The 22,117-nt window shown below is 62.1% G+C and carries 17 protein-coding genes; 10 read left to right on the top strand and 7 right to left on the bottom strand.

Annotation, left to right across the window (positions count from 1 at the left end):
* Window positions 1–129 precede the first annotated feature (129 nt).
* The 7 genes from E8L03_RS04900 to E8L03_RS04870 form a co-directional block, all read right to left on the bottom strand.
* On the bottom strand, window positions 130–990 hold the full coding sequence (locus E8L03_RS04900; RefSeq protein WP_171266717.1) for a GIY-YIG nuclease family protein: 861 nt from the start codon (window positions 988–990) through the stop codon (window positions 130–132).
* 55 nt (window positions 991–1,045) lie between these two features.
* The gene (locus E8L03_RS04895; RefSeq protein WP_171266716.1) at window positions 1,046–2,848 is read right to left on the bottom strand and encodes an ATP-binding protein; all 1,803 of its coding nucleotides are present in this window, start codon (window positions 2,846–2,848) and stop codon (window positions 1,046–1,048) included.
* Window positions 2,849–2,852: 4 nt separating this feature from the next.
* Window positions 2,853–3,836: a class II fructose-bisphosphatase gene (gene glpX / locus E8L03_RS04890; RefSeq protein ID WP_144234829.1), complete on the bottom strand. Its 984-nt coding sequence runs from the start codon at window positions 3,834–3,836 to the stop codon at window positions 2,853–2,855.
* 16 nt (window positions 3,837–3,852) lie between these two features.
* Entirely contained in the window at window positions 3,853–4,305 is a 453-nt protein-coding gene (rpiB, locus tag E8L03_RS04885) for a ribose 5-phosphate isomerase B (RefSeq protein WP_208738212.1), read from the bottom strand.
* 98 nt (window positions 4,306–4,403) lie between these two features.
* A complete protein-coding gene (locus E8L03_RS04880; protein ID WP_171266715.1) occupies window positions 4,404–5,255 on the bottom strand; it encodes a hypothetical protein in 852 nt (283 codons plus the stop codon).
* Window positions 5,256–5,282: 27 nt separating this feature from the next.
* Complete coding sequence (locus tag E8L03_RS04875; protein WP_171266714.1) at window positions 5,283–6,992, bottom strand: tetratricopeptide repeat protein; 1,710 nt, start codon at window positions 6,990–6,992, stop codon at window positions 5,283–5,285.
* A 51-nt stretch (window positions 6,993–7,043) separates the two neighbouring features.
* Window positions 7,044–8,159, bottom strand: coding sequence for a sigma-70 family RNA polymerase sigma factor (locus E8L03_RS04870; RefSeq protein ID WP_144234745.1), 1,116 nt, complete (start codon window positions 8,157–8,159; stop codon window positions 7,044–7,046).
* Window positions 8,160–8,455: 296 nt separating this feature from the next.
* Here E8L03_RS04870 and E8L03_RS04865 point away from each other — a divergent pair, with 296 nt between their 5' ends.
* The 10 genes from E8L03_RS04865 to E8L03_RS04820 all read left to right on the top strand — a co-directional run bounded on the left by E8L03_RS04865 (window position 8,456) and on the right by E8L03_RS04820 (window position 22,093).
* Window positions 8,456–10,831: a homocysteine S-methyltransferase family protein gene (locus E8L03_RS04865; RefSeq protein ID WP_171266713.1), complete on the top strand. Its 2,376-nt coding sequence runs from the start codon at window positions 8,456–8,458 to the stop codon at window positions 10,829–10,831.
* A 94-nt stretch (window positions 10,832–10,925) separates the two neighbouring features.
* On the top strand, window positions 10,926–11,435 hold the full coding sequence (locus E8L03_RS04860; protein ID WP_167512383.1) for a TlpA family protein disulfide reductase: 510 nt from the start codon (window positions 10,926–10,928) through the stop codon (window positions 11,433–11,435).
* Window positions 11,436–11,506: 71 nt separating this feature from the next.
* A complete protein-coding gene (locus tag E8L03_RS04855) occupies window positions 11,507–11,914 on the top strand; it encodes an N-acetyltransferase (protein ID WP_235896553.1) in 408 nt (135 codons plus the stop codon).
* Window positions 11,915–11,983: 69 nt separating this feature from the next.
* Entirely contained in the window at window positions 11,984–12,514 is a 531-nt protein-coding gene (hpt, locus tag E8L03_RS04850) for a hypoxanthine phosphoribosyltransferase (protein WP_144234741.1), read from the top strand.
* A gap of 45 nt (window positions 12,515–12,559) precedes the next feature.
* The gene (locus E8L03_RS20880) at window positions 12,560–13,951 is read left to right on the top strand and encodes a DUF3426 domain-containing protein (RefSeq protein WP_216367943.1); all 1,392 of its coding nucleotides are present in this window, start codon (window positions 12,560–12,562) and stop codon (window positions 13,949–13,951) included.
* Between the two features lie 21 nt (window positions 13,952–13,972).
* Window positions 13,973–15,349, top strand: a complete 1,377-nt coding sequence (radA, locus tag E8L03_RS04840; RefSeq protein WP_144234740.1) for a DNA repair protein RadA — start codon at window positions 13,973–13,975, stop codon at window positions 15,347–15,349.
* A gap of 353 nt (window positions 15,350–15,702) precedes the next feature.
* The gene (locus tag E8L03_RS04835) at window positions 15,703–17,580 is read left to right on the top strand and encodes a methyl-accepting chemotaxis protein (protein WP_244963668.1); all 1,878 of its coding nucleotides are present in this window, start codon (window positions 15,703–15,705) and stop codon (window positions 17,578–17,580) included.
* A gap of 15 nt (window positions 17,581–17,595) precedes the next feature.
* Window positions 17,596–19,416, top strand: coding sequence for a methyl-accepting chemotaxis protein (locus tag E8L03_RS04830; protein WP_171266711.1), 1,821 nt, complete (start codon window positions 17,596–17,598; stop codon window positions 19,414–19,416).
* 94 nt (window positions 19,417–19,510) lie between these two features.
* Window positions 19,511–19,873, top strand: coding sequence for a response regulator (locus tag E8L03_RS04825; RefSeq protein ID WP_144234737.1), 363 nt, complete (start codon window positions 19,511–19,513; stop codon window positions 19,871–19,873).
* 57 nt (window positions 19,874–19,930) lie between these two features.
* The gene (locus E8L03_RS04820; RefSeq protein ID WP_171266710.1) at window positions 19,931–22,093 is read left to right on the top strand and encodes a chemotaxis protein CheA; all 2,163 of its coding nucleotides are present in this window, start codon (window positions 19,931–19,933) and stop codon (window positions 22,091–22,093) included.
* The last annotated feature ends 24 nt before the right edge of the window (window positions 22,094–22,117 follow it).

Below are 22,117 nucleotides of genomic sequence, written 5' to 3'. Positions count from 1 at the left end.
AGGGAGAAAGGGACGGTGTTAAAAGATGATGCGACGGCGGATATATGCCCGCGTTCTGCTGTTTACATGATTTGTTGTTGCACAGAATTGGTATCTAATTATGCACTTCTATACTGTAATGGGTGAGAATTAATTCCTCGTTGTTTCCTCTTGGATTTCCTTTAATGTTTTCCCATTTTTGTCTCTCCATTCAGTGCGACCGTTGGCGCTACGTCCTAATACAACTATAGCTGCTGTGCTCGGAGACTTGAAGGTGTAATCTTGGGTAAATGTATAGTGATTCCCTTCTAGCGATAATACTTCCTTTTCCACCAGATCCGAGCGCAACGATGTTCCATATTGATGTATAGAAGGGACCTCTTCAACAACGGCATGAGAGCCCTTGCGCACTACAAACCCCTGGCTGGCTTCGAAGCCCTCTGCGTGTACGCCCTTGGAGTTAATTGAGAGAAGGTGTCGGGACTTGGGTTTTACTTGTGGCAGTTCAAAGGCTGAGAGGCCTAGGAGTGGAAAAATGGAACGCATGTCCTCTAAAAAACTTTCGCAGTCGGCTAATTCAGCCTCCGAGAGAGTGGGCGCCTGGGGTGAGTTCCCATTATCCAAACTGACCTGCTTGGCCTTACTGGCCAAGTCGACGAGTCGGTGTTCGAGATATTTTACATGGGCTTTGTTCAGACTCCCGTCCTTAGAGACGAAAAATACAGCCCAGTTCCAGAAATCCTTTTGTGCGTAATGGCTTTCAAGGCGCGGCTTGATAGGATCTCCCTCGCCCACGTATATAACAGGCAGGCTGCTGCTTTCTCCGCTGCCTACAAGTACGTAAACGCCGGTCTTCGCCATCTCTTGTCGCTGTCGAGCAATCTCAAATGTGGCGCGGTTGAAGGCGAATCCGAGTCCTGTCCAGTTTGATTTTTCGATGATTCGTAAGCCTTCAGGATCACCTTGAGGGAGAAATATTTTGATTGAGAATGCGCGAGCTTTGTTGTCCATTCGAGTATCCAGTAATAAGCCGCTGTAAAGATGAACTATAGTGTATTCTTCCTTCCTACCCCATCTTCGCCCTGACCTGTTTCACCTCCACCATCACCTGCCGCAGCAGGTGGCGGCGCAGTGAGGGTTTGGCGCTGCCCACTTCCTGGGAGAGCTGCTCCAGCAGCGCGCCGAAGAAGTGCGCCTCGGTCTCGTGGCGTTTCCTGATGACCGAGTCGGCCGCGGCGTAGCGTTTGCGCAGGAAGGTTTTCAGCCCGTAGAGCTGCTCGTTGGAGAGATCCCGCATGGCCGCCGCCGTCCTGGACGCGTCCAGGTGGGCGAAGAACTCGGCGGCAAGGCGCCTGTCCTCGACCGCGCATTTGTCGATGAACGCACCGATGGCATCGGGCTCGGTACTGAGCAACTCGTAGAACTCGGCAGCCATTTCGTCGTGGTGGCGTTTGGCCAGGGCCTTCTCTACCTCGTCCATGCTTTCTTTGAACCGCTCCAGGTCCACGGGCAGCCGGCCGTCTACGATGATAGGCAGGGTGACGCGCGTGGGTTCGAAGCGCAGGGAGCCGTTCTCCACGGCGAGCTTCATGGAGTCCTGGAAGGCGGCCACCAGGTTGTCCACCAGCTTGAAGTCCTCCCGGCAGTAGAAGAAGACCACGAAGAGCCGCGCGTACTCCCGCAGGGAGCCGATGCGGCCGCGCTCCAGGGCCAGGCGCACGTTGGAGAGGTGCTTCTCGAAGGTTTCGTCGTCCAGGCCCAGGTAGTCCTGCGAGAGGAAGAGGTTCACGGACTCCTGGATGGGGTCGGTGACCTTGGGCAGTGGCAGCTCCTCGCGCATGCGTTCGCGGTCCAGCGTGCCGTCGTGCATGAACTCCAGCAGGAAGGGCGGGGCGAAGAAGTCCGAACCGTCGCCGCCGTAGTAGCGCCGCAGGAACTCCGCGATGTAGGCGTTGGGGCCGGAGAGGTTGGCGTCGTGCTCCAGGGAGGCGATGTGGCCGCGGTCGGCAAAGATGTCGCCGAGCACGTCGTCGCGCGCCACGAGGTGGGACATCTGCTCGAAGCAGCAGGCCATGACGATCTTGAGCAGCTTGGCACCGTAGATGATGGTGTGGAAGGTGCCGAGGGCCTTGAGCTCGGCGTAGATGATGTGCATCCAGGAGAGGCCGAGCCGGGCGAGGCGGATGTTGCGCGTACCGGAGTGCTCGAAGATCTGCGCGATGGTCTCGGTGTGGTCCTGCAGGAACTTGTGGTAGGCCTGGGACTCCGCAAACTGGCCGATGATGCTGGCCACGACCTCCGGGTAGTCCACCTGTACGGCGATGGCCCGGCCAACGGTCTTCTCCTTGAACTTCTCGTAACTGTCCTTTTCGCGCATCTCCTCTTCATTGCAGAGGATAATCGCCTTGCAGTGATGGCGCTCCGTGAGCTCGTTCACGTAGCCCAGGAGCTTCTCCACGGGGATGGTGGAGCGTTCCAGATCATCGAAGCAGATCACCAGGTTCTTGACCGTGGTCTCGCGGGCTTTTGCCTTGGAGGCTTCGGGCAGCACCGGGCCGTACTCCTCGCGGAAGAAGGCGAGGGCAAAGGAGGCCGTGCCGGACACGGCGCGCAGGAATCCCGGCACCGAGTCCTCGGCCGGGGCCTCCACAAGCCCCAGGTAGAGCTGGACGGTGATGTCCTCCAGGCTGTTGCAGGAGTACAGGGAGACGTAGGCTGCGGGCCGGCCGGCGTCCCTGGCGGCGGGTTCCAGATGGTTCCGCCAGAGGAACGTCTTGCCACTGCCCCAGCGACCGGTCAGGAGCAGGGCGTGCTCCGTGGCCGGGGTGTCCAGGTATGACCGGAAGGCTTGGATGACTGCTTCGTGCATGGTGCTAGTCGTATTTCACCGCGCTGATGCGCATGAGTTTGTCCCAGTTGTGCAGGGATTCGATGTAGCGGACCGTGCCTGTCTTGCCTCGAATGACCAGGGACTGCGTGGTGGCGCCGCGTCCCTGGTAGCGAACGCCCTTGATGAATGTTCCGCTGGAGATGCCGGTGCAGGCGAAGAAGACGTTCTCGTCGCGGACCAGGGTTTTTTCAGTAAGGATTTCGGAAAGATCCACGCCGGCGTCGAGCAGCCTTTGCTTTTCGGCGTCGGACTGGGGATCGAGCCGGCAAAGCATGCGACCGCCGGTGCCGCGGATGGCGCAGGCCGAGAGCACACCTTCGGGCGTGCCGCCGGTGCCGATCATGACGTCCACCTCGGAGCGGGGGTCCACAGCCATGAGCGAGCCCATGACGTCGCCGTCGGTATGGAGCTGGATGCGCGCGCCGGCCGCGCGGATTTCCTTGACGATATCCTCGTGGCGTGGCTTGTCCAGCACAAAGACCACGAGGTCGTCCACGTCCTTGCCCAGGCACTTGGCCGCTTTCCTCAGGGTCTCGCCGATGGGTGCGTCCAGGTCGGCGGCCTCGGCCGCTTCGGCCGGGAGCACGAGCTTTTGCATGTAGTAGCTCTCCGGCGGCACGTACATGGTGCCGCGCGGGGCCAGGCCCACCACGCAGATGGCGTTGGGCCGGCCATAGGCCAGCAGGCGCGTGCCCTCCACGGGGTCCACGGCCACGTCCACCATGGGGCCTTCGCCCGTGCCCACGGACTCGCCGTTGAAGAGCATGGGCGCCTCATCCTTTTCACCTTCGCCGATAACGATGGAGCCCTTGATGTGGAGCGAGTCGAAGGAGACGCGCATGGCGTCCACGGCGGCCTGGTCGCCGGAGTTCTTGTCGCCTCGGCCCAACCAGCGGGCAGAGGCCAGGGCGGCCGCTTCGGTGACGCGGACGAGATCGAGAGCGAGGTTGCGGTCCGGAGCCTCCATTATCATGGCAGGCCCCCTAGGACTCGTTCGCCGCGAGGGCGTCGATGCGTTGGATGCGGCGGAGGTGCCGGCCACCTTCAAAAGCCGTGGAAAGGAAGGCCTGGACAATGGAGCCGGCCAGGCCGGGACCCACGATGCGCTCGCCCATGCAGAGGATGTTCGCGTCGTTGTGGGCGCGGGCCATGCGGGCGGCGAACTCGTTGGTGCACACGGCCGCGCGGGTGCCGGGCATGCGGTTGGCCGTCATGGCCATGCCCTGGCCGGTGCCGCAGATGAGGATGCCGAGGGCGTCGTCCTTGCCGTTCACTGCCTTGCTCACGGCTGCGGCAAAGTCCGGGTAGTCGCAGCTTTCAGTGGTGTGGGTGCCCAGGTCCTCGTACTTCACTTTGAGAGCGTCGAGGTTGTCGATGATTTCCTTCTTCAGAGAATACCCGGCGTGGTCCGATCCCAGGTAGACGATGTTGGCCAGACAGACGTAGTCCATTGCCGCTCCTTGGTCAGGTTCGTGGTCAAATTATGTCAGCCCGCGCATGCATGCGCGGCAGAGTAACAGCCAGCGGGGGAAGCCTAGGGTGCTGCGGCAAATCGTCTGGTCTGCGTGCCGGGCGGCAGCTCCAGATCCAGGGCATTTTCCGGCCACGGTTCGTCGAGCAGGGTGAGATCCTTGAGGAAAAGCACGGCTTTCTCCTGCGGCGAACGGACCATGCGGATGCGCCCGGGCGTCAGACCGGCCGGCCCCTTCTCCACATTGGAAAAGGTGAGCTCCCATGACTCGGCCCCCGGCCCTGTGTATGCCGTGGGAAGGGCCTCTTCGTCCAGAGTCAGTTGAAAGCTGCCCTCAGGACCTTTGAGGGTATAGCGGATGGGGCCTTCCGGCTTGTTCTTGTCCTCGGCCACGGCGGAGGCGTACTCCGCGGGCACCAGCACGGACCAGCGGCCGGTGAGGAGCTGGGCCAACTCCTGCAGGCCGTAGGGCAGGGGCAGGCCGAAGGCGGCCATGCCTTCCTTGCTGTCCGGGAAGATGTATGCAGTCTCTTCCTTGGGCACGTAGGCGACAAAGCCGTGCGCATCCTCGCGCCAGTGGGCGATGGACGCGCCGATGCCGGCGGACATGTCCAGACGCAGGGGCAGGGCCGTGGAGCCGTAGAAGTCTATGACCACGCGGTGGCTGGAGGAAGGGGAGGCGTAGTTGAGCGAGGCCGTGGCCTTAAAGTCGACCGGGCCTTCCTGATGCGATTCGATGGCGGTCTGGAATGCTTTCCAGCGTGCCTGGGCCAGGCGGAAGAACTGGATCTGGGGCGAGACGCCTTCTTCAGGCGCCGGACCCTTCTGGGGCGCGCAGGCCGATATCGCCGCCACCAGCATGAGCACAAGCGCCATGCAGACGGTGCGGTTGGGACGGATGATGCGTGTGTGCATGGAGCCTCGTCAGGTGCTGCAAAGTGATCAGAGGTCGGAGAGCTTGTCGCGGAGCCGTTCCTTGTCCGCGTCCTTCTTCTGGAGGTTCAGGGACTTGCGGTACGCATCACGGGCCTGGTCCAGATTGCCCTTGGCCTGGGCGATGTCGCCGTAGTGCTCCCAGATCACGGCGTCGTCGCCGGCCAGGGAGATGGCTTCCTGGATCAGCTCCCACGCTTTGTCGACCTTGCCCATGCGGTAGTAGACCCAGGCCAGGGAGTCGATGATGTAGCCGTTGTCCGGCTTGAGGCCGGCGGCCTGGGTGATCAGGTCGTAGGCGCGGTCCAGCTCGCGGTTCTGGTCGGCCAGGGTGTAGCCGATGTAGTTCAGGGCGTCGGCGTGCTCCGGGTCGACGGCGATGATCTTTTCCATGACCTCGATGGCGCCGTCCTTTTCTCCGGCCGAGTCCATCAGACTACCGAGGGTGAAGAGCACCTGCGTGTCATCGGGCCACTTCTCGGCGGCCTGCCTGGTCAGGGCCAGGGCCTCGTCGAGGCGGTCCATGGACTCCAACAGCCGGGCCTCCATGAGCCAGAAGTCAGTGGCTTCCGGCTTTTCGGCGCGCATCTCGCGAGCCAGCCTCAGGGCGCCTTCCAGGTCCCCGCTCTCGTTGAGCAGGTGGATGCGGAAGCGCTGCGCGCGCTCATAGAACCGGTTGTCTTTGCCGATGCTCGTGAGCGCTTTTTCCGTGGCCGCCATGTCCTTGAAGCCTTCATACTCGATGAGCGCGAGGGTGAAGTACACCTCGGTCATCTCCGGGTGCTTGCGCAGGACCTCGTTGGCCAGATCGCGCGCGGCCTCGTACTGCTTGGCCTCCACGAACTGGGTGATGGCCGGAATGTAGAAGCCGAGCTCCTGCGGGCCGTCGAGCACGTACTTCTTGGCGCGTTTGACGCGCTCCAGCTTGAGATTCATCTCCACGAGCCGCAGGATGAGGTCGCGCGAGGGCTCGCCCATGGTGCTGAGCCTGGCGTACGCTTCCTCGGCCTGCTCGTAGTTTTCGGTTTCCTCATAGAGGTAGGCGAGCTCGGCCAACGCCTCCACGAACTCGGGGTCGTCCTGAACGAGCTTCTTGAGCATGCCGATGGCTTCGCTGTACCGCTTCAGGCCGCCCAGAGTGCGCGCCTTGAGGTAGTTCAGCTCGGGGTCCATCTTGTCCGCGGGAATGGTCTCCAGCAGCTCCATGGCCTCGAGATTGCGGCCGCTGCGCATCATCAGGTCGGCAAGCTGGCGGCGTATCTCCACATCCTTGGGGTTCTGGGCCAGATACCCCTCCAAGGTCTTGAGCGCCTCGTCGTAGTGCTGCTCGGCAAGGTAGACCTGGGCGAGCATGAGCTGGAGCTCGATGTTCTTGGGATACTCCTGGATGCCGAGCCTGAGAATCTTCTGCGTGTCCTCGGAGTTGCCGGATTTCCAGAAAAAATCAGCCGCCTCGGCGATGATTTCCGGCGAAGGGTCCAGGGTGAGCAGCTCGTCGATGGCGTATTGGCCCAGGGTGGCGTTCTGGGAACGTTTCGCATCCTGCAGCAGCAGGTAGTTGTACGTGGTCGTGGCCTCCGGCGAGAGGTCCCAGTCGTCGGCCCGCATGCCGTTGCCCTTGGACTGGCAGGCGGCGAGACACACGGATGCGAGCACAAGGGAAAGCGCGAGGACAAGGGGGACGTTGGGGCGGCGTCCCTGGTGAGCGGATTTTGTCATTGGCAATGTATCTGAGCCGGGCGGCCGGAAAGGACCGAAGTGCGCCGGCGGTTAGTCGTTGCGTATGATCCAGTCCGATGAAAAGTCATCGATTTCCTGCGTCAGGTGGTTGCGCAGCTTTTCCAACAGGCGGGATTCCAGCTGCCGGACGCGTTCCCGCGTGATGCCGTACTTCTCGCCGATCTCTCGCAAAGTGACCGGTGGATCGGCCAGCAGCCGCTTCTCCAGAATGTCGCGTTCCTTCTCGTTGAGCTGTGGAAGGATGGACCTGATCTGCTCCTGCAACGCGTTCGAAATCTCGTCCGTGGCCAGCCGGTCCTCGATGGTGGGGCCGATGGCCGGGAGGATGTCGAGCCGCGTTGTCGTGGAGTCGTCGCCCAGGGTCACGTCCAGGGACATGTCGTTGGAGCCCAGACGCTGCTCCATCTCCTGCACCTGTTCCTCGGTGACGTTGAGATTCTTGGACAGCGTGGCGGCGTCCGGATCATAGCCCATGGTCTGCAGCCGGCGGCGCTCCTTGTTCAGATTGTAGAAGAGCTTGCGCTGCGCCTGGGTGGTCCCTATCTTGACCATCCTCCAGTTGTCCATGATGAATTTGAGAATGTACGCCTTGATCCAGAAGGCGGCGTAGTAGGAAAACTTGATGCCTTTTTCGGGATCGAATTTCTGTACGGCGCGCATGAGGCCCACGTTGCCTTCCTGGACAAGATCCAGCACATTCTGCATCCAGCGACGCTGGAAGTCCATGGCGATCTTGACCACGAGGCGGAGGTGCGAGGAGACGAGCCGGAAGGCGGCCTGGGTGTCGTTGTCGTCGCGCACGCGTCGGGCGAGCTCGAACTCCTCCTCGGGCTCCAGCATGGGGAAGCGGCTTATCTCGCGCAGATAGAGTCGCAGGGCGTCCTGCGTGACGGGCCGGGTGTCCTTCAGGTCGGCCAGCGAAGGCAGGTTGGCGATGGGGTTCTCTTCCTCATCGTCGTCCAGCTCGCCGTCGTCCATATCCGAATCGTCCAGCTCGTCGTCGACAAGCTCCACATCCTCGGGTTCGGCATCGTCGATTTCCGCGTCGTCTTCCACCTTGGCCTGTTGCCGTGCCTGCTCCTCGGCCTGCGCGGCGCCGTCCTTGGCGGATTTCTTCGCGTTCTTTTTCTTGGTCTTGGCAGTCATGGCGTCCTTATAAGGATGCGCGCTTCCTGGTGAAGCGGCGTTAAGTCCTTACCATATCTTGAGATCATACTCACTACAATAAAGGGTATAGTTTTTGTTTGTCCTTTTCAACGATTTTCAGTACATGTACATTTTTTCAGGTCAATTCTTCCCCGGTATGTCCCGACGGGGTCCCCAGCCCCGACGGAAGGCCGCTTGAGACGGTCCGTATTCTTGAATACTCAAACTTTGGAGAATTCGTGTCTCTATTTACGACCTTTCGAGATTCGCAAGGCGTTGTGGTGTTGGATGGAGCCATGGGCACCATGTTTCAGGCCCGCGGCCTGCCCTCTGGCGTTTCCCCCGAGCTTTTCGGGCAGGAACGGCCCGACATCACCGCCTCAATCCATCAGGCCTATGTCGACGCCGGCGCGTGCGGCCTGACCACGAACACCTTCGGCGGTACGCGCTTCAAGCTGCCTGCCGACGCCGACGTGCACGCCGTGAACTTCAGCCAAGTGCAGGTGGCGCGCCAGGTGGCGGACAAGGCCGGCCGGCCCGTCATGGTGATGGGCAGCGTGGGACCCACCGGCAAGTTTGTCAAGCCGTTGGGAGAGCTGGACTTTTTGGAAATGGTCCAGGCGTATGAAGAGCAGATTCGCGGCATTGCCGACGGCGGGGCCGACCTCATCGTGGCCGAGACCCACTACGATCTGGCCGAGGTCCGCGCCGTGTCCGTGGCCACGCGCAACGTCTGCGACCTGCCGCTGTGCCTGTCCATGACCTTCGAGCAGGGTGTGAGCCTTACCGGAACGCCGCCGCTCACATTCGTCGACACCGCGCAGAACCTGGGCGTGGACGCCGTGATGGTCAACTGCAGCGCCGGACCGGCCCAGCTTGCCGAGCTGGCCGAGGTCATGGCGCCGCGGCTCTCTGTGCCACTTATATTGCGCCCCAACGCCGGCCTGCCCGTGCTGGAGGACGGCGAGACAGTCTTCAAGATGGGGCCGGCCGAGTACGCCGAGAAGATGGCCAAGCTGCCCGCCCTGGGCGCCAAGTTCCTGGGCGGATGCTGCGGCACGTCGCCCGATCACATCGCCGCCGTGGTCAAGGCTGTGGAGGATATGGCCCCCACCGTGCCGGACACCGGCTGGAGCGGCGTGGTGCTCACCTCGCGCGCCGTATCCGTGCCCATTGCCGCGGGCGGCCCCTTCGCGCTCATTGGCGAACGGATCAACCCCACTGGCAAAAAGGTGCTCACCGAGGAGCTGCAGCGCGGCGAGTTCTCCCAGGCCATGACCTACGCCAAGCAGCAGCTCGACGCCGGTGCGCCGATTCTGGACGTGAACGTGGGCGCGCCCATGGTGGACGAAACCAGGCTGCTGCCCGATCTGGTGCTGCGCCTGGTGGAGCGCCACACCGTCCCCCTGTGTCTCGACTCCTCCAACCCCGACGCCCTGGAAGCCGGCTTGGCGGTCTATCCCGGCTCGGCCCTGATCAACTCCATCTCCGGCGAGGAAGGCCGCATGGAGGCCCTGGGGCCGCTGTGCAAGCGCTACGGCGCGCCGTTCATCCTGCTGCCGCTGCAGGGCAAGAAGCTGCCCGTGGCCGCGGCGGATCGCATCGCAATCCTGGAAAAGCTCCTGGAAAAAGCGGAGTCGCTCGGCATTCCGCGCCGGCTGATCATGGTGGACGCCCTGGCCCTGGCCGTGTCCAGCAAGCCGGACGCCGCGCGCGAGTGTCTGGAGACTATCCGCTACATCACGCAGACACTGGGCCTGCCCACCACGCTGGGGCTCTCCAACACCTCCTTTGGCCTGCCGGCGCGGGAGCTGGTGAACACCACCTTCCTGGCCATGGCCATGAGCGCAGGGCTCTCCTCGGCCATTGCGCATCCCGGCGCTCCCGGTTTCTCCGAGGCCATCGCCTCGGCCGAGGTGCTGCTGGGACGCGACCGCAAGGCAGCCAACTTTATCGAGAACTACTCCGACTGGAAGCCGGGCGTTGCGTCTGGGGGTGCGCCCGCCAGAAAAAAGCCGTCCATGGAGGGCCTGCCCGAGGGTGAGCTGGAGATGGCCGTCATCCAGGGCGAGAAGGAGCTCGTAGTCAAGCTGGTGAATGCCGCGCTGGAGAACGGCGAGAAGCCCTTCGACATCGTCAACGGCAAGCTCATTCCTGGAATCACCGTTGTCGGCGATCTCTATGAGCGCAAGGAGTACTTCCTGCCGCAGCTTCTGCTGGCCGCCGAGGCCATGCAGGCCGGCTTCGCCGTGGTCAAGCCGCTCCTGGAAGAGGAGGCCGAGGCCGAGGTCAAGCCCGTGATCATCATGGCTACGGTGGAAGGCGACATCCACGACATCGGCAAGAACATTGTCTGCCTGCTGCTCTCCAACTACGGCTTCGAGGTTGTGGATCTGGGCAAGGACGTGCCTGCCGCGACCATCGTTGCCGAAGCCAAGAAGCGCAACGCGGCCGTCATCGGGCTCTCGGCCCTGATGACCACCACCATGGTGCGCATGCAGGACACCGTGGACCTGGTGAAAGAGCAGGGCGTGTCCGCCAAGGTCATGCTGGGCGGCGCAGTGGTGACGCGCGAGTACGCGGATTCCATAGGCGCGGACGGCTATGCCGACGACGCCGTGGGCGCCGTGCGCGAGGCGCGCAAGCTGTGCGAAACGCGCGAGAAGGCATGAAGCCCCTTGCCTTCCGCGGTATTCGGCACTAGGTAGTGGGTGCTGTTTTGAATTTGCCGGTATAAACGTCAACGCCGCGGAGTGCTGCTCCATCATGACCTTGTTTCGTACATCCGTATCTTCACGCCCGGCCCCGTATCTCAAGGGGCTGGGCGTTGCCGTTGTTGTCGCCCTTGTCCTGGCCGCCATATGGTTGCGTCCGGCCTACGCCTCTCTGCAGAAAATGAGCGACCTGGACGTGCTCCAGCTCATCAGCGAGTCCAAGGGCAAGGTCACGGTCATCAACTTCTTCGCATCCTGGTGCGGCCCGTGCCGTCTGGAGATTCCGGAGCTTATCGAGCTGCGCAAGCAGTACCCGAAGGAAGATGTCGTGGTAGTGGGCCTGGCAGTGGACGACACCAGGGACGCGCTGCAGGCCATGTCCGACGAGGTCGGGTTCAACTACCCTGTCTACCTGGCGGAATCTTCCGCAGCCAAGCTGTTCAACGTGGAAGGCGTACCCATGGTGCTGGTCTACGCGCCGGACGGCAAGCTTATCACCACACAGGTGGGCTACCGGCCCGGATACGTGCGGGAACTCGTTGAGGAGCATCTGCCCAAGTGAGCCTGACGACCAAAGAGTTTTACATCCGCAAGGCGCGGGTGCAGGACGTGGAGGTCATCCACAAGGGCGTCATGGCCTGCGCCAAGGAAGGGCTGATGCTGCCGCGGGCGTTTACCGACCTCTACAGCCACATGCGCGACCACTATGTGATCGCCCCTCGGGAGGGAGACGGTCCGGTCAAAGGGTGCTGCGCGCTTTCGCTTTGCTGGAAGGACTTCGCCGAGGTCCGCTCCCTGATGGTGGATGAGGACATGCGCGGCCATGGCTGGGGCAAGCGTCTCGTGGAGGCGTGCCTGTCCGAGGCGGTCACGCTTGGCTTCTACAAGGTCTTCACCCTGACGTACCAGGTGGAGTTTTTCCACAGCCTGGGCTTTACGGAAGTGGACAAGAACGAGCTGCCACAGAAGGTGTGGTCCGACTGTATTCATTGCGCGAAGTTTCCGGACTGCGATGAGACGGCTTTGCTCATCGAACTGTAATCGCAGGCGTTCCGGCAGGAGCTGGAGCGGTCAAAGGGCCGGCGTTTCGCCCGGCTGCCCCGAACCATCATGAAAGAATCACAACTCAAGCCCGTCGTGGATAGGGAGACCATCCGGCGGCGCGTGGAAGAGCTCGGCCAGGAGATCGGCGAGCGTTACAAGGGCAAATGCCTGCACATCATCTGCGTTCTCAAGGGGGGCTTCATCTTCGCAGCCGACCTTATGCGCGCGCTGCCTGTATCCCCAACCATTGATTTCATTCGTCTTGCAAGCTATGGAGGAACTACGGAGAGTTCCGGGAACATAGAGTTTCTCGCGGATCTGAGCGATGAGGTCTGTGGAAAACATGTGCTTATAGTGGATGATATCGTCGATACCGGGCTTTCCATGCGCGCGCTGCTCGACCATATTGCCGGTCTGGAGCCGGCGAGCCTTGAGGTTTGCGCACTGGTGGATAAGAACGAACGGCGCCGTGTTCCTATCCATGTGGAATATGCCGCTTTTCAATTGCCGGGCGGCTTCCTTGTAGGGTATGGTATGGACTACGCCGAACAATACAGAAACCTGGATGCGCTCTACGTGCTCGAACCTTCCGAGTAAGACCCCGCGAGATCGCATCCGCAAGAGCCTGGAGACGGCCCGGCCATGATCGTTCAATGCCCCAGTTGCTCCACCAAGTATAACCTTCCTGACGATAAGGCCAAGGAAGGCGCCAAGGTCCGCTGTTCTGTCTGCAAGCACGTGTTTCCGCTGATCGGCCCCACCGATCTGGAAGCGCCGGCCGAGCCGCCGGTCCCGGAACCCGAGCCGCAACCCGAGCCAGAGCCCGAGGCGCAGATTCCTCCGACCGACGAGGAGGTCTTCTCCCAGTCCTTCAATGACGAGGAGGAGATAGACTTCGGCGATTTCGGCGACCTCGGCATCGAGGGGCTGGATGACCTGGACGAGACCTCCGTGGCTTCGGAGCCCGGCGGAGCCGTCGACTTTGGCGATCTTGCCGGCGAAGGTGAGGACACCATCGACTTCGGCGATCTGGCTGGCGAAGAGGAAGAGGCCGGCGAGACCATCGATTTCGGCGACCTCGAAGGTGAGGAGGAAGAGGGGGCCGAGGCCCCGACGGAGTTCGGGCCCGCCGAGGTGGACATGGAGGAGGGCGAAGACTCCTTCGAGGACATCTTCGGCAAGAAAGAGGTGCCCGAGGATCTGGCTGTGGAGCTCGATGGTGGCGAGGGTGAGGAACCTGCCAGTGAGATCGAGGAGGCTGCCGCGGCGGCCGAGGCGGCCGACTCCCGCATCGGGGTGGACGAGGACCTCTTCGACATCGACGCCCAGAACGAGAAGCGCGCCAAAGAGTCCCTGACCAAGAAAAAGGTCAAGAAGAAGATCAAGAAGGAGAAGCCGGGAAAGGAAAAGAAGAAGAGCAATCCGATTGCTTCCGTCATCGTTTTCGCCGTTCTCCTGCTCTTTGCCGGCGGCGTCATCGCCTATCTCTATGCGCCGGACCTTTTGAAATCCATTCCCTTCATCGGCTCGTTGGTGGAGACGCCCGGTGCGCCTGCTCCAGCGCAGCCCAAGGCTCCAAAGCCGGCTGCCGGCCAGAAGCCCGCGTCAGAGGCTCCCGCACCCGTGGCCGACATCAAGGATCTCGCCCTCAAGGACATCCAGCAGAACTACGTGGAGAACGAGAAGGTTGGCGAGCTCTTCGTGGTCCAGGGGTCCGTGGTCAACAACTTCAAGACCCCCAAGGAGCTCATCCGGATCGAAGCCTCGCTGTTCGACGCCAATGGCCTCCCCGTGGTGACCAAAAAGCAGCTCATCGGCAACACCCTCACCCTGTTCCAGCTCCAGATGCTGACCATGGAAGAGATCGACAAGGAGCTGCAGGACAAGGTCGGTATCGTCACCTCCAACACGAATATCCCCTCCGGCGGCGAGGTGCCGTTTGTCGTGGTCTTCGCCAACCCGCCGCAGAATGTGGCCGAGTTCGGAGTCAAGATCATCGAGGCCAAGGATCCGCCCGCCGATAAAGCGCAGTAAACAGATAAAGGGGCGTAAGCCTTGGCGAAAGAGCGCACGGTGTACGTCTGCAGCTCATGCGGCGCGCGTACGCCGCAATGGCGCGGACAGTGCCCCACATGCCGGGAGTGGAACACACTCTCGGAAACCGTCGACAGAACTCGTACCACTTCCTCCGGCTCCGGAAGGCCCCCGAGGCCGGCTCCGCCGCCCGGCTCCGGTCTGCCCGGCGCGCCCGTCGTTCTGGGCGATCTCTCTCCCGACATCTCCAAACCGGAACCCACCGGCCTGGGAGGTCTCGACCGCCTTTTGGGCGGCGGCCTCGCCCCCGGCTCCGCCGTGCTCCTGGGTGGTCCGCCCGGGGTAGGTAAATCCACTTTGCTTCTCCAGCTTGCCGGCGCACTGGCCAAGGCAGGCAAGGGCGTGCTCTACATCTCCGGCGAGGAGTCCCTGGGGCAGCTTCGCGGCCGCGCCGAACGGCTCGGCGCCTTGTCGCCCGGTCTGGAGGCGCTGGCCACAAGCAGGCTGGAGGACGCCTTGCCTGCGCTGGAGTCCGGCGAGCAGCGGCTGGTGATCCTCGACTCCGTGCAGACCGTGGCCTCGCCCCGGACGGACGGCCTGCCCGGCAGCGTGGGGCAGGTGCGCGCCGTAGCCGCCGAGTGCCTGGAGCTGGCCAAGGTCCGCGGTTTCGCCATCGTCCTGGTGGGCCACGTGACCAAGGAGGGCCACATTGCCGGGCCCAAGCTGCTGGAGCATATGGTGGACACGGTGCTGGCCATGGAGGGGGACAAGCAGAACACCCACCGTATCCTGCGCGTGCTTAAGAACCGTTTCGGCTCCGACCGCGAGCTGGCCGTCTTCTCCATGGAGCGCGAGGGGCTGGCCGAGGTCACGGACCCGTCGACCCTGTTCCTGGAGGACCGCGATCCTTCCCTGTCCGGCTCGGCCCTGGCCATGGCCGTGGAGGGCAACCGGCCCTTTGCCGTGGAGGTGCAGGCCCTGGCTGCCAAGAGCTACCTGGCCATGCCGCGGCGCACCGGCCTGGGTGTGGATGTGAACCGGCTGAACCTCCTGCTGGCCGTGCTGGAGAAGCGCCTTTCCGTCAACCTGGGCCAATGGGACATCTATGCCAAGACCGCAGGCGGCATGCGCATGCAGGACCCCGGCATGGACCTTGCCCTGGTGGCCGCGGTGCTCTCATCCTACTATGACCGGCCCCTGCCGCCAGCGGCGGTGTTCTGGGGCGAGCTGGACCTCAACGGCCGCATTCGTCCGGTTTCCGGCCACGACATCCGCCTGGAGCAGGCCCGGCGTCTGGGCTGGAAGCCGATCTTCTGCCCCATGTCCAAAAAGTCCGAGCAAGGGGTAATTGTTCCGGAGACTTTGGCCGATTTGCAAAAGCGGCTGTTCGGCGCATGAGCCGGCTGGAATATTTGCTCAATTGCCAACAGATACGTATTGCCGTATCGTTTCGCTGTTTCCTATAGAGAGCCATGTTGGCCGGGAAAGGCGCCGTTGGATAGCCAAAAAGCGGAACCAGAGCTCAATTAACAGGAGCAAGGCGGATGGAAATGGATGGTCGTGAAACAGGATACGCAGATATTGGCACATGCATACTTGTACTTGGTCTTGCACTGTGTGCTTTGATGTTTGCCGGCGTTGTCGCAGGAGGCGGTAGTAGCGGCTGGTGGGTTGCGGCGGGTGCCGCCGCGGTCGGTCTGATCGGCACAATTTTCGTTTTCGGCTATATTCGAAAAAACGTGGGGCGGTTTGTGGACGAAACCGAGGGCCTGCTCGGTCCCGAAGCCGTTCCGGCCTCGGCCAAAACGCTCGATGGCGCGGCGGCGATGCTGCGGAACTCCCTGGCCACAGCATCCGGCAAGGAGCGTTTTCTCCTGGAGGCGACGACCATTACCGACTCCGGAACTCCGCTGGCCATCGTAGATCAGGAAGGGGGCATCCGTCTGGTCAGCCGCGGTTTCGCTGACCTGGTGGACAAGCCGATTTCGCGCATCCAGGGCGAGCTCATCACCTCGGTGCTGGGAGATGACGCTGCGGACATTCTCCGCGGCGATACGCATGGCCTGCAGGTGAACCTGCAGACTCCGGCCCGGCATCTCCGGCTCATCATCCATGCCGACTGGCTGCCCACGACCGGGCAAGAGCCCATGCTCATCATCAGTCTGGCGGACGCCGAATCCATCGCTCAGGAGTGCAAGGACCTGCAGGGACAACAGGCGCGGCTCCTGGAGATCGGCTCACAGATCAGCGGCCTGGCCCAGCGCGTTGCCGCCGCGGGCGAGCAGCTTTACGCCTCGGCCGATGAGCAGGCGCGAGGGGCTCAGCAGCAGAAGGATCAGTCCGAGTCTGTGGCCACGGCCATGGAGGAGATGGCAGCCACTGTGTTGGAGGTTGCGCAAAACGCATCGGCCACGTCCGAGGCCGCGGACGGAGCGCGCCGCTCAGCCAGTGAGGGCGCCCAGCTCGTGGGCCAGGCCGTGGACGGCATCCACCGCGTTTCCAGCCATACCGAAAAGCTCTCCACCGTGCTCGACCAGCTCGGTGAGCAGTCCAGCCAGATCGGCCAGATCATAGGCGTGATTAACGACATCGCCGACCAGACGAACCTGCTGGCCCTGAACGCGGCCATCGAGGCCGCGCGCGCCGGAGAGGCGGGCAGAGGCTTTGCCGTGGTGGCCGACGAGGTGCGCAAGCTTGCCGAGAAGACCATGGCCGCCACCAAGGAGGTGGAGGCTTCCATATCCACCATCCAGTCGCGGGCCACCGAGGCCACGGAATCCATGCGCGTCACCGAGGAGCAGGTGCATCAATCCACGGAGCTCTCCAATCGCGCCGGCCAGGCCCTGGAGACCATTCTCGGGGCCATCGAGAACATGGTGGAGCGGATCACGCAGATCGCCACGGCCGCGGAGCAACAGTCAGCAGCGGCCGACGAGATCAACCAGTCCGTGGAGGAAATCGCCACCATCGCGCGAGATTCCGAGGAGGGCGCGCTCCAGACGGCCGACGCCACCAAGTCCATGACCAAGCTGGCTCAGGAGCTTCTGGGTCTTGCCGTCAGCCTGGCCGGCAATGCGGACGATCAGACCAAGTTCTGGAAGTCCGAAGGTCAGATGCGCGGCGTGCTGCCCAAGATGATGCAGGACTTTATCCACGAACATTACGGGGAGAAGATTTCGGCAAAGGTTTCGAATGCCCTGGGCAACCCCGTGTTTCTGCCCGGCGTCAACTATCCGGATCAGGTGCTCAAGCAGATGGCGCACGAAGTGGGCCAAGCCACGAATACGAGCACGAAAGACGTCTTCATCGCATTCGGCAAGTATACCGTGCCGAAGTTCAAGAAAATGTACCGCCGCTACTTCAAGCATGAGAACCTGAAGGAGCTGTACCTGGACATGGATCGGGTGCACGAGCAGCTGACCAAGGATTATCCCGGCATCCAACCCCCGCGCTTCACCTATGACGACAAGGGCGATACACTGGTGATGGAGTACACATCGGGGCGCGGCCTGTTCGAGTATTTCGAGGGCATCATCAAGGGCGCTGCGGACTTCTTCGACAAGCCCGTCTCGGTCAAGATTACGCCCCTCACCCGGGAAAAGGCTCGGGCGGAGATTCGATTCCTCTAGTCGGCTGGAGACTGCATGAGCGAAAATGAAACGTTTACAGTAGATATTCCACGCGCGCAGGCGTTTTTAGAGCGGTGTGAATCCGAGCTGCCGAAGCTGGACGCCCGGCTTGCTCGCACCATCCAGGAACGAGAGCCCGAGTTTTTAGAGCTAGGCAGCTCGCTGCAGCAATACTCGCTGCAGGCCTCGCAGCTTGCCGAGGAGACAGGCTCGCTGATCAACCTGACCTCGGCCGAGGCCATGGATTCCTTCCGGGACGAGCTGCACGTCGAGCTCGACAAGATGACTGCACTCTGGTCCAAGGCGGCCAGTGACCAGAATGTGCAGGAGCTGACCACGATTCACGACACCGTGGACGTGCTGACCAAGACCATCGACGAGTACCGCCGGGTGGTCCGGGCACTGTCCATGCTTGGCATCTCTACGCGCATCGAGTCCGCCCGCCTCGGGACGGAGGGCCGGGGGTTCACCACCCTGGCGGACGATGTGGAGAAGCTGGCCAAGCGCATCGTGGAGTACTCCGGACAGATCATGGAGAAGGTGAACGACCTGTCCGAGATGGTGGAGGACACCCTGTCGCAGACCGGCGAGATGCGGGAGCACCAGGCAGCCTCCAGCCAGACCATCGAGACCACCATTCGCACCAATCTCGACTCCCTGGTGCAGATGGCGGACAAATCCGGCGTTGTTTCCCGCAACCTGGAGCCGCTTTCCCGCGAGATTGCCTCCTCCATCGGCGAAGCCGTGGCCTCGGTGCAGTTTCACGACATCACTCGCCAGCAGGTGGAGCACGTGGAGGAATCGCTGCAGGAGCTGCGCGATCTGATCTCCGAAAAAGAGTGGCATGGCAATGCCAAGACAGACGAAGTGCGCGACCTCGTGGGGTTTGTGGGCGACGTTACCGGCCTGCAGCATTCGCAGCTCATCAACGCCTCGTCGAGCTTCAACACGGCGGTGGTTTCCCTGCAGAACAATCTTTCCGCCATTGCCGAAAACGTCTTCAGCCTGGAGCAGAACGCCTCAAGCATCACGGCCTCGGAGAGTGGCGTCTCCACACTGGACGCCATCGAGGCCGGGCTCAAGGACGTGATGAAGGCCATGGATGACTTTGCCGAGCAGGGCGAATCCATCGGCCAGATCATGGTGCGAGTGGCCGATACCGTGACGGAAATGACGCACTTTCTTGAAGATATCGAGGAAGTGGGGTCCGAGATCGAACTCATTTCCCTCAATGCCAGCGTCAAGGCAGCGCATACCGGCGAAAAGGGCAAGGCCCTGGGCGTGCTGGCTTCTTCCATCCAGCAGCTTTCCCAGCAGGCCGGTGGGCTGACCGCATCGGTCACGGATATCCTGGGCCGTATCGGCGAGGCCTCGACCCATCTGAAATCCAACGCCGAAGCGTTCATGGATACGAGCCAGGTCACGGATATTGTCACCAGAATCGAGCAGATATTGGCAGGACTCAGACGTATTGACGACGAGGTTGATTCAGTGTTCGATAATATAAGGCAGCAGGGCAGGGATCTCGGCACGTCCATCGAGTCCTTCAACAGCTCCATGACTTTTCATAAGGAAGTGTGCGAGAACCTGGAGCGTGGAGCCGTCGTGCTTTCCTCCCTGCGTGACGAAGCTACGGACATCGTGCCTCAGGACAAGGACGAAAGTCGACCAGAACGATTGGAAAAGATGCTCGCCCGGTATACCATGGAGGCGGAACGGCTGATTCATCAGCAGGCCTTCAACAAGGAGGGCTCCTGCTCTTCGGACGGTTCCGGCGGCGAGGAAGGCGCATGTTCAGATGACGCGGAGGCATGGGGCGACGTCGAGCTCTTTTAGTGCTCGGAAGCTCTGATGCATTGTCCCGGAATAACGGGAAACAATTTCGGATGGGACTCTTTATTCAAGGCGAAAATGCACCAAGGAGATAGATGTGGCGAAAACCATAATGACCGTTGATGACTCGGCCAGCGTGCGACAGATGGTCGCTTTTACCCTGAAGAACGCCGGTTTCAACGTCATCGAAGCGCAGGACGGACAGGATGCGCTGAATAAACTGAACGGCCCGGTGGACATGATCATTACCGATCTGAACATGCCCAACATGGATGGCATTACCCTCATCAAGAACGTTCGAGCCAAGGCGCAGTACAAGTTTATTCCTGTCATCATGCTGACCACGGAATCCCAGGCAGGCAAGAAGCAGGAGGGCAAGAGCGCCGGGGCCACAGGTTGGATCGTCAAGCCGTTCAAGCCGGATCAACTGCTGGCTGTAGTGAACAAGGTGCTGCGATAGCCGACATCCGGTCGGGCCGGCTCCGGCCGTTCCCGGTTTCAAGGGGAATGGGGTAACATGACGCAAGACGACATCAACAGACAAGCCTTCCGTGAAGAGGCCACGGAGCTCCTGACCGAGCTGGAATCCGCGCTCCTGGAGCTGGAGGAGAACCCCGACGACCATGATCTCGTGGATCGGGTGTTCCGCGCCATGCACACCGTGAAGGGCTCCGGCGCCATGTTCGGCTTCGACGACATCGCCGCCTTTACCCACGATGTGGAGACTGTCTTCGACCATGTGCGCAACGGCCAGATGGCTGTGACCAAGGAGCTTCTGGACCTCACCCTGGCCGCACGCGACACCATCGCCTACCTGCTGGACTGCGCCGACACAGGGGACGCCGTGGACCTGGAGCGCACCAACGCCGTGACCGTCGGCCTGAGGGCCTTGGTTCCTGGTTCGATCGCTCAGGACAATGCCGAGGCGACTGCCGCTGCCGAACCTCAGGACGTGGAAGAGAGTACGCCGGCCACCTTCCGCATCCGCTTCAGGCCGGAGGAGAGCATCTTCTACAGCGGCACCAACCCGTTGTCGCTCATCGTGGAGCTTTCCGAGCTCGGGGCATGCCACACGTATGCGCACATGGAGAACGTGCCGGAGCTGGAGGAGATCGATCCGGAGCGGTGCTACGCCTGGTGGGACGTGATTCTGACGACGACCCACGGTCTTGACGCCATCCGCGACGTCTTCATCTTCGTGGAGGATGACTGCGACCTGAAAATCGAGACAATCGACCAGGACGGTGACTTCGACGACCGGGCCGACTACAAGCTGCTGGGCGAGATTCTCGTGGAGCGGGGCGATCTTGCGCCGGCGGACCTGGAGCGCGTGCTTCAGGAGCGCCAGCCACTCGGCGAGGTGCTGACCTCGTCCGGCGTGGTCTCCAAGCAGAATGTCGAAGCGGCCTTGGCCGAGCAGAAGGCCGTGCGGGATATCCGCAAGGGCCGGACCAAGCCGGAGGTCACCGAAGCCGCTTCCTCCATCCGCGTGGCCGCCGATAAGCTGGATCAGCTCGTGGACCTGGTGGGCGAGCTGGTCATCGTGCAGGCGCGCATCAGCCAGGTGGTCAGCGAACGCCGCGATCCGCTGCTCACCACCCTCTCCGAAGAGCTGGAGCGCCTTTCCGACGAGCTTCGCGACTCCACCCTGAACATCCGCATGCTTCCCATCGGCACAACTTTCTCCAAGTTTCGCCGCTTGGTGCGCGATCTCTCAGACGAGCTGGGCAAAAAGATCGAGCTCGTCACCCACGGCGCCGAGACCGAGCTGGACAAGACAGTGATCGAGCGGCTCAACGATCCCCTGGTCCATCTCTTGCGCAACTCCATCGACCACGGCATCGAAACCCCGGACAAGCGCACCGCGGCCGGCAAGGAAGAGGCCGGGACCATCGTGCTCTCGGCGCAGCACTCCGGCGGCGAGGTGCATATCCGCATCGAGGACGACGGCAAGGGGATGGAGCCCAAGGCCATCTTCCAGAAGGCCGTGGAGCGGGGCATCGTCTCCGCGGATGCGGAGCTCTCCGATAAGGAGTGCTACTCCCTCATCTTCCAGCCGGGCTTCTCCACGGCGGAGAAGGTCACCAACGTTTCGGGCCGGGGCGTGGGCATGGACGTGGTCAAACGCTCCATCGAGTCCCTGCGCGGCAGCGTGGATGTGGAGTCCGCCCCGGGCAAGGGCACGGTCATCACGGTCCGGCTGCCGCTGACGCTGGCCATCATCGATGGCCTCCAGGTCCGCGTGGCCGACGAGTACTTCGTCATTCCGCTGACCATGGTGGAAGAGTGCGTGGAGTTGATGAACCGCGCCGACGACGCGGCCAAGCTCCAGGCAAGCGGCAACGGTTCGGAGCAACAGCTCGCCGTGCGGCCCAAGGCCGAGCAGCGCATCGTGAATCTGCGCGGGGAGATCGTCCCCTACATCCGGCTGCGCGAGTGGTTCGAGTCGCCGGGGGACAGGCCGGCCATCGAGCAGATCGTGGTGGCGGGCGTGGATGGAACCCGCGTGGGAATCGTGGTGGATACCGTCATCGGCGAGCATCAGACCGTCATCAAAAGCCTTGGCAGATTGTACCGGAATGTGGAAGGAATCTCCGGCGCGACGATCAAGGGTGACGGCACCATGGCGTTGATTCTGGATGTGCCCAAGCTCGTGCAGTGCGTTAACAGGGAACAGTAGCGATTACGGCCGCCGGGACAGGGA

This window comes from Oceanidesulfovibrio marinus (assembly GCF_013085545.1).
Classification (GTDB): domain Bacteria; phylum Desulfobacterota; class Desulfovibrionia; order Desulfovibrionales; family Desulfovibrionaceae; genus Oceanidesulfovibrio; species Oceanidesulfovibrio marinus.
The sequence above is the reverse complement of the archived record's forward strand: the minus strand, read 5'-3'. Positions and strand labels throughout refer to the sequence as shown.